The sequence below is a fragment of the Polaribacter sp. HA6-7 genome, assembly GCF_055693625.1.
On sequence record NZ_CM146338.1, the window covers coordinates 1376959 to 1393052 of the forward strand.

General features: G+C 29.4%; 8 protein-coding genes and 10 pseudogenes. 14 read left to right on the top strand and 4 right to left on the bottom strand.

What is annotated here, in order from left to right:
* Nucleotides 1-16: 16 nt before the first annotated feature.
* Nucleotides 17-1426, bottom strand: coding sequence for an AsmA family protein (locus ACZ1HD_RS07540; RefSeq protein ID WP_472689083.1), 1410 nt, complete (start codon nt 1424-1426; stop codon nt 17-19).
* A gap of 119 nt (nt 1427-1545) precedes the next feature.
* Nucleotides 1546-1869: a YbaB/EbfC family nucleoid-associated protein gene (locus tag ACZ1HD_RS07545; RefSeq protein ID WP_472689084.1), complete on the bottom strand. Its 324-nt coding sequence runs from the start codon at nt 1867-1869 to the stop codon at nt 1546-1548.
* Between the two features lie 133 nt (nt 1870-2002).
* Here ACZ1HD_RS07545 and ACZ1HD_RS07550 point away from each other — a divergent pair, with 133 nt between their 5' ends.
* From ACZ1HD_RS07550 to hisIE, 14 genes and pseudogenes are all read left to right on the top strand, one after another.
* A complete protein-coding gene (locus ACZ1HD_RS07550; RefSeq protein ID WP_472689085.1) occupies nt 2003-2629 on the top strand; it encodes a hypothetical protein in 627 nt (208 codons plus the stop codon).
* Between the two features lie 11 nt (nt 2630-2640).
* A pseudogene (locus ACZ1HD_RS07555) lies at nt 2641-3335 on the top strand (hypothetical protein).
* A gap of 154 nt (nt 3336-3489) precedes the next feature.
* Nucleotides 3490-4103, top strand: a pseudogene (locus tag ACZ1HD_RS07560) (prolyl oligopeptidase family serine peptidase).
* Between the two features lie 112 nt (nt 4104-4215).
* Nucleotides 4216-5212 (top strand): annotated as a pseudogene (locus ACZ1HD_RS07565) (PLP-dependent cysteine synthase family protein).
* An 87-nt stretch (nt 5213-5299) separates the two neighbouring features.
* Nucleotides 5300-6546 (top strand): annotated as a pseudogene (locus tag ACZ1HD_RS07570) (aminotransferase class I/II-fold pyridoxal phosphate-dependent enzyme).
* A 332-nt stretch (nt 6547-6878) separates the two neighbouring features.
* Nucleotides 6879-7735 (top strand): annotated as a pseudogene (gene hisG / locus ACZ1HD_RS07575) (ATP phosphoribosyltransferase).
* A 152-nt stretch (nt 7736-7887) separates the two neighbouring features.
* A pseudogene (hisD, locus tag ACZ1HD_RS07580) lies at nt 7888-9167 on the top strand (histidinol dehydrogenase).
* 37 nt (nt 9168-9204) lie between these two features.
* On the top strand, nt 9205-10260 hold the full coding sequence (hisC, locus tag ACZ1HD_RS07585) for a histidinol-phosphate transaminase (protein WP_472689086.1): 1056 nt from the start codon (nt 9205-9207) through the stop codon (nt 10258-10260).
* A gap of 39 nt (nt 10261-10299) precedes the next feature.
* Nucleotides 10300-11438 (top strand): annotated as a pseudogene (gene hisB, locus ACZ1HD_RS07590) (bifunctional histidinol-phosphatase/imidazoleglycerol-phosphate dehydratase HisB).
* Between the two features lie 53 nt (nt 11439-11491).
* Nucleotides 11492-12074 (top strand): annotated as a pseudogene (gene hisH, locus ACZ1HD_RS07595) (imidazole glycerol phosphate synthase subunit HisH).
* A gap of 78 nt (nt 12075-12152) precedes the next feature.
* Nucleotides 12153-12889, top strand: a pseudogene (gene hisA / locus ACZ1HD_RS07600) (1-(5-phosphoribosyl)-5-[(5-phosphoribosylamino)methylideneamino]imidazole-4-carboxamide isomerase).
* 72 nt (nt 12890-12961) lie between these two features.
* Nucleotides 12962-13596, top strand: a pseudogene (gene hisF / locus ACZ1HD_RS07605) (imidazole glycerol phosphate synthase subunit HisF); the annotation flags it as partial.
* 138 nt (nt 13597-13734) lie between these two features.
* Nucleotides 13735-14196, top strand: a complete 462-nt coding sequence (locus ACZ1HD_RS07610; protein ID WP_375240665.1) for a GNAT family N-acetyltransferase — start codon at nt 13735-13737, stop codon at nt 14194-14196.
* A complete protein-coding gene (gene hisIE, locus ACZ1HD_RS07615) occupies nt 14196-14795 on the top strand; it encodes a bifunctional phosphoribosyl-AMP cyclohydrolase/phosphoribosyl-ATP diphosphatase HisIE (RefSeq protein ID WP_472689087.1) in 600 nt (199 codons plus the stop codon). Before ACZ1HD_RS07610 ends, hisIE begins: the two co-directional genes overlap by 1 nt.
* Nucleotides 14796-15369: 574 nt before the next feature.
* Here hisIE and ACZ1HD_RS07620 read toward each other — a convergent pair.
* Together ACZ1HD_RS07620 and ACZ1HD_RS07625 are read right to left on the bottom strand one after the other, a co-directional pair.
* Nucleotides 15370-15651: a hypothetical protein gene (locus tag ACZ1HD_RS07620; protein WP_472689088.1), complete on the bottom strand. Its 282-nt coding sequence runs from the start codon at nt 15649-15651 to the stop codon at nt 15370-15372.
* A 35-nt stretch (nt 15652-15686) separates the two neighbouring features.
* The gene (locus ACZ1HD_RS07625; protein WP_472689089.1) at nt 15687-16070 is read right to left on the bottom strand and encodes a hypothetical protein; all 384 of its coding nucleotides are present in this window, start codon (nt 16068-16070) and stop codon (nt 15687-15689) included.
* Nucleotides 16071-16094: the final 24 nt, after the last annotated feature.

Below are 16094 nucleotides of genomic sequence, written 5' to 3' on the forward strand. Positions count from 1 at the left end.
GTATTTGTATTAAAATTTACAGCAGTTTTATCGATAATAAAAGGATTTGCAACATCTTCACCGAATATTTAAAGTTAGAAACAGATACTTTCCCTTTGTTTCTAATGTTTTGATAATTGCCTTTATCGATAGAATTCATATCAAAATTAGTTGTAACATCTGCAGTTAAAATTCCTTCTAATTCATTTTCTAAAGCTACCGGATAAACTTTACTGATATTCTCTAAATTAATTGTTCCTTTAGCTTTTAGGTTAATTGTTGCGTTATCTGTAATGTTGGCAACTTTACCTGTTGCATTAAATACATCTTTATCAATTTTAAAAGAAGTATTATTAATTGCAATGTAAGTGTCTTTAGCTAAACCTGTGTTATTAATAATATTGGCATCTAAATATATGTTATCCACAGATTTTGGTAAATCAGCATATTTAAACATTGCATTTTTAGATACAAACGAGATGTCTAAAGTCGGAATTGTAGTTTCTGATAATGTACCTTTAACAATACCTTTTAAATCAAAATTACCTTCAGTTTTAATAGTGTTTAAATTACCAGCGTATTGTTTCGGCATTAAAGCTAAAAGGTTTTTAAAAGAAGATGTTGGTGTTTTAAAAGTGATATCATACAATTGATTTTCTTCTATTAATTGTATAAAACCGTTAAATTCTAATGGCAATTGATTAATGTAACCTGTATTTTCTTTAAATGAATATTTTAAATTTTTTAAGTCGATTCCTAAAACAGCGTTAAGCTTTATATTTACATCATTTAAATAATTTACATTATCCATATCTAAAGAAACTTTAGCAGTAGTTTCTGTATCTAAATCTAGAATGTCTTGGGCAAAATTACCTTTACCAATATGATAAATACTATCTACAGCTAATTTAATTTTGGTAGTTTCATCAAAATAGCTATAATCTACATTTTGTAATTCATATTCTTTTATTGCTAAAGAAAGAGAACTGTCACTGCTATTTGCACTGTTATCAGATTTTTTAGCGATATCATAATTACCAATATTATCTTTGTTTAGTATGATGTTTACGGCAGCATTATTTGCAGAAATACTATTAATTTCTAAAGTTTCTGATGCGCTTTTAAAAAGTTCTGTAATTTTTAAATTTAAATTAAGTTCTTTTGCATTAAACAAAGTATCACCTAAAAAAGGAGCTTTATTTGTAACGTTGATGTAGTTTACTTTTAAACTGGCTAAAGGAAAGTTTCTTAAAAGGCTTAAATCTGTCTCTTTAAAAGTTACAGTTGCATTTACGTTATTGTTAATGGTATTAGAAACCATTTTTACAATTTTATCTTTAAATAAAAACGGAACAGATATTAAGGCAATTAATAAAACTAGTATTGTAATTGCTGCCCATTTTAATATTTTTTTACCAAGAGAAGTTTGGTTTTTATCTTTCATCATAATAAGTACTATTATAAATTAATACACACAAAAATACCTCTTTTAAAAGAGGTATTTTAGTTTATATACTGTTAAAAGTAACTCAATTGAGTTAATTTTTTATTAATGATAATGCATTGTTATTTAAACATATCCATACCAGGTATGTTTGGCATGTTTGTTTTGGCAGCAGCGGCCATTTCGTCTTCGTTAATTTTAGAAGCTTTGGCAATTGCTTTATTTAAAGTTAAAATTAAGTAATCTTCTAATTCTTCGGCATCAGAAAGTAAAGAAGGATCTATCGTAATTGCTTTAATTTCTCTATTTGCAGTTAGTGTTACTTGAATTTTTTTGTCTGCTGTTACTTCATCAATCAAAACAGAGTTTAATCTTGTTTTTGTTTTTTCTACTTCTTGTTGCGCTTCCTTTAGCTTATTCATCATTCCGTAAATATCTCCAAACATCTTTTTTCAATTTAAAATTAGATTACAAATTTACGAATTCATTATAGAAAAATATAGGCTAAAATTGAGAAAATATTTACGGTAAACTCACTTTAATAATCTTATTTTTGCAATTGCTTTAAAAAATGAAGTAATGAAAAATATAGATACAAAAGCACCAATTGCAGATAAAGAATTAGAAATTTTAGAAAAGCATGGCGATGTTAGAGAAGATAATTATTTTTGGATGCGTTTGTCTGACGCTCAAAAACTATCTGAAGTTAGAGATGAGCATACAACCAAAGTTATAAATTATTTAGAGGAAGAAAACACTTATCACGATAAAGTTACAGCGTCTTCAAGAAATTTCGAAGAGAAATTATTTGAAGAAATGAAAGGCAGAATTAAAGAAGATGATTCTTCTGTGCCATACAAGAGCAATGGTTACTTTTATATAACGCGTTTCGAAAAAGGAATGCAATATCCTATTTTTAGTAGAAAAAAAGACAACTTAGATGCAGAAGAGCAGGTTATGTTTAATGTAAATGAGATGGCTAAAGATTTTGATTATTTTCAATTAGGAGGCTTAAATATATCTACAAATAATAAATTAGTGGTTTTTGCTACAGATACTGTAAGTAGAAGACAATATTTTTTAAGAATTAAAAACTTAGAAACCGGTAAAATTTATAAAGATATCATAGAAAATACTACCGGAGCCTCTGTTTGGGCAAACGATAATAAAACTATTTTCTACACTAAAAAAATCCGCATACATTAAGAAGCGAAAAAATTTATAGACATGTTTTAGGCACACCAACTTCTGAAGACGTAGAAGTTTATCACGAAAAAGACGAAACTTTTAATGCGTATGTTACAAAATCTAAATCAGACAAGTATATCATCATAGGTGCTAGTAGCACAGTATCTACAGAAGCACAATTTTTAGATGCAGATAATCCTACTGGTTCGTTTACAATGTTGCAGTCAAGAGAAAGAGATTTAGAATATAGTGTTTCTCATTTTGAAGATCATTTTTATTTATTAACTAATAAAGACGATGCAACTAATTTTAAGTTGATGAAAACGCCAGTAACCAATACAGCAAAAGAAAATTGGGTTGATGTAATTCCACACAGAGAAGATACATTATTAGAAGATTTCTCTATTTTTAAAGAATATTTAGTTCTAGAAGAACGCACAAACGGCTTAAATAAAATTAGAATTAAACGTTGGGATAATGTAGAAGATTATTATTTACCTTTTACAGAAGAAACCTATTCTGTGGGTGTTTATGCAAATCCGATTTTGATACAGATGTGATACGTTATTCTTATAATTCGATGACAACTCCTGCTTCTATTATCGATTTTAACATGAAAGATAAATCGAAAGAAGTTAAAAAAGAGCAAGAAATCTTAGGAGGGAAATTCAACAAAGAAAATTATAAAAGCGAACGCGTTTGGGTTACTGCCGAGAGATGGTAAAAAAGTAGCAGTTTCTTTAGTATATCATAAAGACACAGTTTTAAATGAAAATACGCCATTGTTACAATATGCTTATGGATCTTATGGTTATACAATTTCAGACGGATTTTCATCAACTAGATTAAGTTTATTAGATAGAGGTTTTGTCTATGCATTGGCGCATATTAGAGGAAGCGAATACTTAGGTAGAAACTGGTATGAAGATGGTAAAATGTTAAACAAAAAAATACGTTTACAGATTTTATAGATTGTTCTAAGTTTTTAATTGAAAATAATTACACTTCTGCAGCGCATTTATATGCAATGGGTGGTTCTGCTGGCGGATTGTTAATGGGAGCAATTGTTAATATGAATCCTGAATTGTATAACGGTATTATAGCTGCAGTTCCTTTTGTAGATGTTATTTCTACAATGATAGATGATTCGATTCCGTTAACTACCGGAGAATATGATGAGTGGGGAAATCCTAACGACAAAGAATATTACGATTATATAAAATCATATTCACCTTACGATCAAGTAAAACCGCAAGATTATCCAAATATTTTAGTAACTACAGGATTTCACGATTCTCAAGTTCAATATTGGGAACCTGCAAAATGGGTTGCAAAATTAAGAGATTTAAAAACTGATGATAATATATTGTTGCTAAGAACAAATATGGAAGCAGGACACGGTGGTGCATCCGGTAGATTTAATGCATTAAAAGAAACCGCTAAAGATTATTCGTTTTTATTAGCTTTAGAAGGTAAAATTGATGCGAAATAATTAAATTTTAATTCAATTTTGTAATTCAAAACGAAAATGTACTTTTGCAGACGGTAAAAGACAATCAAACATCATTATTTATCAGTAATGATGTTTTATTTATGCATGTAGAATGGTAAAGAATAGCGCAATTAATAATAGTATTTTAGAATTAGTAGGAGAAACACCATTAATTAAACTTCGTAATATTACAAAGAATTTTAAAGGTAATTTTTTTGCTAAAGTAGAAGCTTTTAATCCTGGTCACTCATCAAAAGACAGAATTGCTTTACATATTATTAATGATGCAGAAAAAAAGGGATTCTTAAAAAAGGAGCTACAATTGTAGAAACAACTTCGGGTAATACCGGTTTTAGTTTAGCAATGATAAGTATTGTTAAAGGGTACAAATGTATTTTAGCAGTTAGCGATAAATCTTCTCAAGATAAAATTGATTTGTTAAAAACAATGGGAGCAGAAGTGCATGTTTGTCCTGCAAATGTTGCTGCAGATGACCCTAGATCTTATTACGAAGTAGCCAAAACAATTCATAAAAAAACAAAGAATTCTGTTTACATCAATCAATATTTTAACGAGTTAAATATTGAAGCACATTATAGATCTACCGGACCAGAAATTTGGAAACAAACCGAAGGTAAAATTACACATCTTGTTGCAGCAAGCGGAACAGGAGGAACTATTTCGGAACAGGTAAGTATTTAAAAGAACAAAATCCTGGTATTAAAATTCTTGGTGTAGATGCCATTGGTTCTGTTTTAAAGAAATTTCATGAAACAGGTGAATTTGATGTTAATGAGATTAAACCATACAAAATAGAAGGTTTAGGAAAAACGTTAATTCCTACAGCAACAGATTTTGATGTGATTGATGTTTATGAAAAAGTTTCAGACAAAGATGCTGCATTTGCCGCAAGAGATATTGTAAAACAAGAAGGTTTGTTTTGTGGTTACACAAGTGGCGCTGTAATGCAGGCTACTAAACAATATGATGCTATGAACTTTTTTGACAAAGACAGCTTTGTTGTAGTAATTTTTCCTGATCACGGTTCTAGATATTTAAATAAAATTTACAACGATTCTTGGATGAAAAATCAAGGGTTTTTAGATTAATTTTTTTCTTTTTCTTCTCTTTTTAGCTTAATTGTATAAACTGTTAAAATTTGTTAACTTTGCAAACTTCAAAAAACAGAAGACAAAATGACGACAGATTTATTTGATAGAATTGTAAAAGATAAAGGCCCTTTAGGTAAATGGGCAGATAAAGCAGAAGGATATTATGTTTTTCCAAAGCTAGAAGGACCAATTTCTAATAGAATGTCTTTCAATGGAAAAAAAGTAGTCACTTGGAGTATTAATGATTACTTAGGTTTAGCAAATCATCCAGAAATACTAAAAGTTGACGGTGAAGCTGCATTAGAACACGGTATGGCTTACCCTATGGGCGCTAGAATGATGTCTGGTCACACGCCTTTACATGAACAATTAGAAAGAGAATGTGCAGAGTTTGTTGATAAAGAAAAAGCATATTTATTAAATTTTGGTTACCAAGGTATTATGTCTGCAATAGACGCGTTGGTTACTAAAAACGATATCATTGTTTATGATATGGATACGCACGCTTGTATTATCGATGGTGTTCGTTTACATTCGGTAAACGATTTGTATATCGTCATAACGATATGGAAAGTTTCGAGAAAAACATTAAACGTGCCTCTAAAATGGCAGAGAAAACAGGAGGAGGGATTCTTGTAATTTCTGAAGGTGTTTTCGGAATGAGAGGAGAGCAAGGTCGTTTAAAAGAAATAGTTGCATTTAAAAAAGAATATAATTTTAGACTTTTAGTTGATGATGCGCATGGTTTTGGTACTTTAGGTAAAGACGGTAGAGGTACTGGTTTTGAACAAGGAGTTCAAGATGATATCGATGTTTACTTTGCAACCTTTGCAAAATCTATGGCAGGTATTGGTGCATTCTTAGCAGGTGATGCAGATGTAATACAATATTTACAATATAATTTAAGATCTCAAATGTTTGCAAAATCTTTACCAATGGCAATGGTAAAAGGTGCTTTAAAACGTTTAGATATGATTAGAACAATGCCAGAGTTAAAAACTAAATTGTGGGAAAACACAAATGCGTTACAATCTGGTTTAAGAAATGCTGGTTTCGATTTAGGTACAACACAAACATGTATTACTCCGGTATTCTTAAAAGGAGATATTCCTGAAGCAATGGCTATGGTAAACGACTTAAGAGAAAATCATGGAATCTTTTGTTCTATTGTTGTATATCCAGTAATACCAAAAGGATTAATTATTTTAAGATTAATACCTACTGCAACACATACACAAGAAGATATAGACGAAACAATTACTGCTTTTTCTGCAATTAGAGAAAAATTAGAAAACGGTACTTACAAGAAAATAGCTGCTCAAATAGCTTAATTCTTGTTCATAAATAATATTAAAAACAGCACAAATAAGTGCTGTTTTTTTTGTTTTAAATTTCAACAAAAAATTAAATTTTGATAAATATTCAACTTTAATTAAAATTTTACAGATATAGTTTGTTTAATTGAAAATAAATTTAGAATATTTGCATATATAAAAAAAGAACATGAATTTTATTCAATCACATCATCATCATTTTTACAATTGCAATCAAGCGATATAAAAGTGTATTGAATAAAATCAAGATATTTATAAACCCGTTTGAGCAAATCAAGCGGGTTTTTTCATTTTAAAACCGTATTTGTTCAAACATCAAATAAAACAAAATGAGTAATTTAAGAATTGCAGTACAAAAATCAGGAAGGTTAAATGAAGATTCAATGAGAATCTTAAAAGACATCGGTATTTCTATCGATAATGGTAAAGATCAATTAAAAGCAGCAGCCGGAGATTTTCCGGTAGAGGTATTTTATTTAAGAAATGGCGATATTCCTCAATACTTAAAAGACGGTGTTGTAGATGCAGCTATTATTGGCGAAAATGTATTAATAGAAAAAGGAAGCGATATCGAATTTGTAGAGCGTTTAGGTTTTTCTAAATGTAAAGTTTCTATTGCTGTGCCAAAAGATTCTAATGCAAACTCTTTAAAAGATTTAGCAGGTAAAAGAATAGCAACATCATATCCGAAACAGTAAAAAAGTTTCTAAAAGAACAAAACATCGATGCACAATTGCACCAAATTAATGGTTCTGTAGAAATTGCACCTAATATTGGTTTAGCAGACGGAATTTGTGATATTGTTTCTAGTGGAAGTACGTTGTTTAAAAACGGTTTAAAAGAAATAGAAGTTCTTTTAAAATCTGAAGCAGTTTTAGCTGTTTCGCCAAAAATTTCTGAAGAAAGAAAAGCAATTTTAAATAAAATTCAATTTAGAATTCAGTCTGTTTTAAAAGGTAGAAATTCTAAATATGTGTTGTTAAATGCTCCAAACGATAAATTAGAAGATATTTTAAATTTATTACCAGGCATGAGAAGTCCTACTGTTTTACCTTTAGCAGAAAAAGGTTGGAGTTCTGTGCACACAGTTATCAATAAAAATGAATTTTGGGAAATTATAGATGAACTTAAGGCAAATGGTGCAGAAGGAATTCTAGTTTGTCCAATCGAAAAAATGGTACTTTAAAATCGTTTCAGTATTTAAAAGAGAAATAAAAATGTTTTTTTGGGCGTTTTAACGGGCTTTTCGCACTCGCTTTTTTTCAGCAAAAGAAAAAAGAGCTCAAACAATTGCTGCAATCCCTAACGCTAGAGCACATTTATAAGAGATAGTAAATTATGAAAATCATTAATAATCCATCAAAAAAAGATTGGAATAAAATTTTAGAAAGACCAACAAAAACCGTTGATGATATCGAAGGTGTTGTAAATGAAGTTTTTTTAGATGTTCAAAAAAACGGAGATGCAGCTGTTAATAAATACACAACTAAGTTTGATGGTGTTTCTTTAGATAATACATTGGTTTCTTCAAGTGAAATAGAAGAAGCAATTGCATTGGTTTCTTCAGAATTAAAAGAAGCAATACAATTAGCAAAGACGAATATTACAAATTTTCATAAAGCTCAAAAAACGGATAAAGTTTCTGTAGAAACTACAAACGGAGTTTCTTGTTGGCAAGAAAAAAGAGCCATTCAAAAAGTTGGTTTATATATTCCCGGAGGTACAGCACCTTTATTTTCTACCGTATTAATGCTTGCAATTCCAGCACAAATTGCGGGTTGTAAAGAAATTGTATTGTGTTCTCCTCCAAATAAAGAAGGTAAAATAAATCCGGCAATTTTATTTGCAGCCAATTTATGTGGTGTTACTAAAATTATTAAAGTTGGCGGAATTCAAGCAATTGCGGGTTTAACTTTTGGTACAGCAACTATTCCGCAAGTTTATAAAATTTTCGGACCAGGAAACCAATTTGTTACTGTGGCCAAACAACTTTCTACAAAGTTTGGGGTTGCCATAGATATGCCAGCAGGACCAAGTGAATTATTAGTAGTAGCAGATGATACAGCTAATGTAAGTTATGTAGCATCAGATTTATTAAGTCAAGCAGAACATGGTGTAGATAGTCAGGTTATTTTAGTTTCTACATCAGAAAAATTAATAGCAGAAGTTTCAAAAGAAGTAGAGCGTCAACTTGATAAATTACCAAGAAAAGAAATTGCTTCTAAAGCCATTGCAAACTCGAAATCTATTTTTGTAGAAAATGATAAAATTGCTTTAGAATTAATTAATGAATATGGGCCGAACATTTTATAGTTTGCACAAGTGATAACGATTTTTATGTTGATAATATAGAAAATGCAGGTTCTGTTTTTATAGGAAACTATACACCAGAAAGTGCTGGTGATTATGCATCTGGTACAAACCATACGTTACCAACAAACGGTTTTTCTAAATCGTATTCTCGTGTAAATTTAGATAGTTTTACAAAAAGTATTACTTTTCAGAAAATTTCTAAAGAAGGTATAAAAACTATTGGTAATGCAATAGAATTAATGGCAGAAGCAGAAGGTTTACAAGCGCATAAAAATGCAGTTTCTATTCGTTTAAAAGATTTGTAAAATAAATAATGTTGCTCTTTTTTAGAGTTATTTTGGTATGAAAACAAGTAAAATTATTAGTGATTTAGTTAGAGATAACATCAAAGGAATAAAACCATACTCTTCGGCTAGAGATGAGTATAAAGATGTTGCTACAACAGAAATGATTTTTTTAGACGCAAATGAAAATCCTTTCGAAAATGGTGTAAATCGATATCCAGATCCTCAGCAAAACTATGTAAAAGATTTATTAGCCACAATTAAAAATGTTTCAAAAGAAAATATTTTGTTGGGTAACGGAAGTGATGAGGTTTTAGATCTAATTTTTAGAGCATTTTGCGAACCAAATAAAGACAATATTATAACATTACCGCCAACTTATGGTATGTATAATGTGTTGGCAAATATCAACGCAATAGAAAACAGAGAAGTTTTATTAGATGACAATTTTCAACCAAAAGTTTCACAAACTTTAAAAACTGCAGATAATAATAGTAAGATTTTATTTTTATGTTCGCCAAACAATCCAACAGGTAATAGTTTTACAGTGCCAGCGGTTAAAGAATTATTAATAAAGTTTAAAGGTTTAGTAGTTCTAGATGAAGCTTACATAGATTTTTCTGAAGAAGAAAGTTGGTTGCAAAGCTTGCAAAAATATCCTAATTTAATAGTAACTCAAACACTTTCTAAAGCATACGGTTTAGCAGGAATACGCTTAGGTATTTGTTATGCATCAACAGAAATTATCAATATTTTAAATACCATTAAACCACCATATAACGTAAACGAATTAACGCAACAAAGAGCAATAAGTCGTTTGCAAAAAATGGATGAAATTGATAATGAAATTTCTCAATTAAAAAGTGAAAGAGATCGCCTAAAAAAGGAACTAGAATGTTGTGTAGATTTTATTGAAAAGGTGTATCCTTCTGATGGGAATTTTTTATTGATAAAAGTAGATAATGCCACAAAACGATACAATCAATTAATAGAATTAGGTGTAGTTATTAGAAATAGAACAACACAACCACTTTGCGAAAACTGTTTAAGAATAAGTGTTGGTGTTTGCGAAGAAAATCAAAAATTATTAAGAGCTTTAAAATCTCTTGTATAAAGTAATTCTGAGTTTTAGAATTCGATAAAATTTATTAAAATGAGTAAAAAAGTACTATTTATAGACAGAGACGGAACTTTAGTTTTAGAACCGCCAGTAGATTACCAATTAGATAGTTTAGAAAAGTTAGAATATTATCCTAAGGTTTTTAGATACATGGCAAGAATTGCCGAAGAATTAGATTTTGAGTTGGTTATGGTAACTAATCAAGACGGTTTGGGTACAGATTCTTTTCCGGAAGATACCTTTTGGCCTGCACAAAACAAGGTGATTTCTGCTTTCGAAAAAGAAGGTGTTGTTTTTTCTGAAGTTTGTATAGATAAAACTTTTCCGCATGAAAATGCAGAAACAAGAAAACCAAGAACTGGTTTGTTAACTAAATATTTTTCTGAGGATTATGACTTAGAAAATTCTTTTGTTTTAGGTGATAGAATCACAGATATGGAATTAGCAAAAAACCTTGGTGCTAAAGGAATCTTTTTATCAGAAAACCCGAATTAGGCGCAGATGAAATTGAAACTTCAAAACAAGAAATTCTTGATTGTATAGCTCTAACTTCTACAGATTGGAAAGAGATTTATGAGTTTTTAAAATTAGAAGATAGAGTATCAGAAATTACTAGAAATACAAACGAAACTAAAATCTATATCAAGTTAAATTTAGACGGTTCTGGTAAAAATGATATTGATACAGGTGTTAAGTTTTTCGATCATATGTTAGATCAAATTGGTCGTCATGGTGCAATGGATTTAACAGTTAAAGTTGACGGCGATTTAGAAGTAGACGAGCATCATACTATAGAAGATACAATGATTGCTTTAGGTGAATTATTTCATAAGGCGCTTGGTAATAAATTAGGCATAGAACGCTACGGTTTCTGTTTACCAATGGATGATTGTTTAGCGCAAGCTGCTGTAGATTTTGGAGGAAGACCTTGGTTGGTTTGGGAAGCAGATTTTAAACGAGAAATGATTGGAGACATGCCAACAGAAATGTTTTTACATTTATTTAAATCGTTTACAGATGGTGCAAAATGTAACTTAAATATAAAAGCAGAAGGCGATAACGAGCATCATAAAATAGAAGGAATTTTTAAAGCTTTTGCAAAAGCAATGAAAATGGCCGTAAAAAGAGATGCAAACAAAATGTTTTTACCATCTACAAAAGGAGTGTTATAAAATTGCATTTAGCTGTTAGTTGTTTGCTAATAGCCAAAAGTTAAAAGAAAAAAATGAAAGTAGTAATTATAGATTACGGAGCGGGAAATATTAAAAGTATTCAGTTTGCTTTTAAACGATTAAGTTTAGATGCTGTTTTATCTAATAATATTGATGAAATAAAAGCTGCTGATAAAGTTATTTTTCCTGGAGTAGGAGAAGCAAGTTCTGCAATGAAAATGCTAAAAGAAAGTGGTTTAGATAAAGTAATTCCTACTTTAAAACAACCTGTTTTGGGTATTTGTTTAGGTATGCAATTAATGTGTAATTCATCCGAAGAAGGTAACACAAAAGGTTTGGGTATTTTTGATGTTGATGTTAAAAAGTTTTCTAAAGCTGTAAAAGTCCCGCAAATGGGATGGAATGTAATTTATAATCTAAATTCAGAATTATTTACAGGAATTAAAGAAAAAGAGTTTATGTATTTGGTACATAGTTTTTATGCAGAAAACTGTAAAGAAGCAATAGCAACAACAGATTACGAATTAGAATACGCATCAGCTTTACAAAAAGATAATTTTTACGGTGTACAGTTTCATCCGAGAGAAGTCATCAAAAGCAGGTGAACAAATTTTAAAAAACTTTCTAAATTTATAAAATTATGCCTTTTGCTATTTGCATTTAGCAGTTCGCTAAAAGCCAAAAGCCAAAAGCCAAAAGCCAAAAGCTAAAAGAATGAGAATAATACCAGCCATAGATATTATAGACGGAAAATGTGTTCGTTTAACAAAGGGAGATTACGATACAAAGAAAATTTATAACGAAAATCCGTTAGAAGTTGCTAAAGAATTTGAAGCTGCAGGTATCGAATATTTACATGTTGTAGATTTAGATGGCGCAAAAGCAAGTCAAATTATTAATTATAAAGTATTAGAACAAATTGCTTCTAAAACAAATTTGAAAATTGATTTTGGTGGTGGTTTAAAATCTGATAAAGATTTAGAAATTGCTTTTAATTCTGGCGCAAATCAAATAACAGGTGGAAGTATTGCTGTAAAAAATAAAGAAATTTTTGAAAGTTGGATTGCTAAATACGGATCAGAAAAAATTATTTTAGGTGCCGATTTTTATCCTGATAATTCCGGAGGTAAAATAGCAACCAATGGTTGGCAAGAAGAAAGTTCTTTAGAATTAATACCGTTTATTGCTGATTATCAAAAAAAGGAATTCAGTATGTAATTTGTACAGATATTTCTAAAGACGGTATGTTGCAAGGACCAAGTTTTGAAATGTATCAGGAAATATTAACCGAAGTACAACCTTTAAAATTAATTGCATCCGGCGGAATTTCATCTTTTGATGAAATTCCAAAATTAGCAGAAAATGGTTGCGAAGGTGTAATTATAGGAAAAGCGATTTATGAGAATAAAATCAGTTTAAAACAATTAGAAAACTTTATAATTAAAAAATAGTAATTTGCTTTTAGCAGTTTGCTATTTGCAAAAAGCCAAAAGCCAAGAACCAAGAACCAAAAGTTATAAATAATGTTAACAAAAAGAATAGTGCCTTGTTTAGATATTAAAAACGGAAGAACTGTAAAAGGTGTAAACTTCGTTAATTTAATAGATGCAGGAGATCCGGTGGTTTTAGCAAAACAATATGCAGAATTAGGTGCAGACGAATTGGTTTTTTTAGATATTGCTGCAACGTTAGAAAATAGAGGAACCACTTTAGATATGGTTTTAAAAGTAGCCGAACAAGTAAACATTCCGTTTACAGTTGGTGGCGGAATTTCTTCTGTAGAGCATGTAGATAAATTATTACAATGTGGCGCAGATAAAGTTTCTATAAATTCTTCTGCAGTAAAAAGACCCGATTTAATTAACGAATTGGCAGATAAATTTGGTAGCCAATGTGTTGTTGTTGCTATTGATGCGAAACAAATTAATGGCGAATGGTTTGTGCACTTGGCAGGCGGAACAATACCAACAGATATCAAACTATTTGATTGGGCAAAAGAAGTAGAAAAACGTGGTGCTGGAGAAATATTATTTACTTCTATGGACCATGATGGTACAAAAGCAGGTTTTGCAAATGAAGCATTGGCTTATTTATCAAAAACACTAAACATACCAATTATTGCTTCGGTGGCGCTGGTTCTATCGAGCATTTTGCAGATACTTTTACTAAAGGAAAATCTGATGCAGCACTTGCAGCAAGTGTTTTTCATTTTGGTGAAATACCAATTTTAGAATTAAAAGAAGCTTTAAAAAAACAAAATATACCAGTAAGAATTTAAGTTCTAAATTTTACCAATATGAAAGATTTAGAGTTTATAGAATATCAAGATCAATATCAAAAAGAGTTTAAAAGTATAAATTTACATTGGTTAAAGAAATTTGATCTTTATGAAAAAGCAGATGATCTGTTATTAGATAATCCTAGTTTATTTATAAAGAATGGTGCACATGTATTTTTAGCTAGAATTAATAATGAAATTGTTGGAACTATATGTTTAAATCCTATAAATAAAAATAGTAGCGAAATTTTAAAATTTGCCGTTATTGATGGTTATAAAGGTTTAGGAATAGGTTATAAATTAATGCAAATTTGTATTGATTTATGTAAACAAAATAATGTTGAAACAATTGTTTTAGAATCTAGTACAAAATTAGAAAAAGCTCTAAGTTTATATGAAAACTTAGGCTTTAAGCATGTAGAAATTAAGGATACACATTTTGTAACTGCGGATATAAAAATGGAATTAAAATTAAGATAATGAATATAGATTTCAATAAAAATAATGACGGATTAGTGCCAGCTATTATTCAGGATGCGACAACAAAAAATGTTTTGATGTTGGGGTATATGAATGAAGAGGCGTTTAACAAAACAGAAGAAACAAAATTAGTCACTTTCTTTTCTAGAACTAAAAATCGTTTGTGGACTAAAGGTGAAGAGAGCGGTAATACTTTAAATCTAGTTGATATAAAGCTAGATTGCGATAATGATACACTTCTTATTCAAGTAAACCCAAATGGCCCAACTTGTCATACAGGAACAGATACTTGTTGGAAAGAAGAAAACACACCAAATTATGGTTTCTTTTCTACTTTAGAAGATGTAATTACAGAAAGAGTTGCAAATAAAGACACAAAGAAATCTTATGTTGCCAGCTTGTTTTCTAAAGGAATTAATAAAGTTGCCCAAAAAGTAGGTGAGGAGGCAGTAGAAACTGTTATTGAAGCAATGGATAATAATGATGAGTTGTTCTTGTACGAATCTGCAGATTTATTATTTCATTATTTAATGTTATTACAAGCAAAAGGTTTTACTTTAAAAGATATTGAAGCAGAGTTAATAAAAAGGCAGAAATAAACTTTGTTAATTAGCAGTAAAAACAATTGTTTTTCCATAATTAATAGGCGCATCTCCTGTAGCAAAAATCATTTTTGTTTCTGATAATTCTTTTAATTGTAATATAAATAAACGGGTTTTAAAATTATTCTCTAAACTTTCTCCACGAGAAACATTTAGAAATATTTTGCCCGTTTCTTCGTAAAAATTTAAAGTGAATGTAGCGTATTGTTCTGTTGGATTTTGATAGAAACAAGATGTGTTGCCTAATGTGGATTCAACTTGTTCTTTATCATGATAAAAAGTAAAAGTATCATCTACATAACAATCATTAAACTCACTTAATACATCATTTGCAAAATTTAAATAAAATTGATTAACTGTCCAGGTTTTAGAAGAATCATCATTTATTTTTTTAAATCTGCTGCTGTATATTTAAAATCTATTTCGTTGTTCTCTTTACTGCAGTTAAACAATAATAATGTGGTGAAAATATAAAGGAATACATAGATTTTTTTCATGATTGTTGATTTTAAATAGTTTTTAACCAACTATTATGCCAAGAGCATATAATCACATTTTATATGTAAAAAAGTTAATTATTTATCAAGTTTAAAGTAACAAAATAAATATTTTGTTTAGTCATTTTTGCTTTTAACCAAGCGTAAAAACTCATTAAGAAAATATCTTCATTATTTCTATTTATCCAATTAAATGATTTTTCTACTCTATTGTAGAATTCAATAGTTGTAGCTATTTCCGGTTTTTTATAATAGATTTCAATCAATTTTAAATAAGAGATTACTCTTTCTTGTTTTATTGCCGATAAATGTTTAAAATAGTTTCTTTTAAAACTTATAAACCTAGAATCTACCAAATCAATATTTCCTAAATCAATATGAAGTAAAATTTCTATAAGATTTTTTTAATGGTCCATACAATTCCTGCTTTATCTATATACCAATTGTCAGTATGATAAAAAGTAGCCAACAAATTTTTAGCTTTTTCTAGAGAGTTGTTTTGATAATAATAAACAATCAGTGAAAGTAAAATGTCTAATTGAGAAACAAGATTTATATTTTTCTTAGTAATATAGGGTTCTAAAAGTTCTATAGCTTTTTCTTGTTCATTATGATAGTTATAATTTAAACTCAATAATAAATGATAATTTGGAGCAAAATCAGAATAATATTTTTGCTTTTTTTCATTCATATAAAAATACATTAACGCTAAATACTTCTTAGATTCTGTAAATTTTTTGCTTCTAAAAAGAACATTTGCAATAAGGTATAACACTTCGATATGATAGTAAAGTTGTTT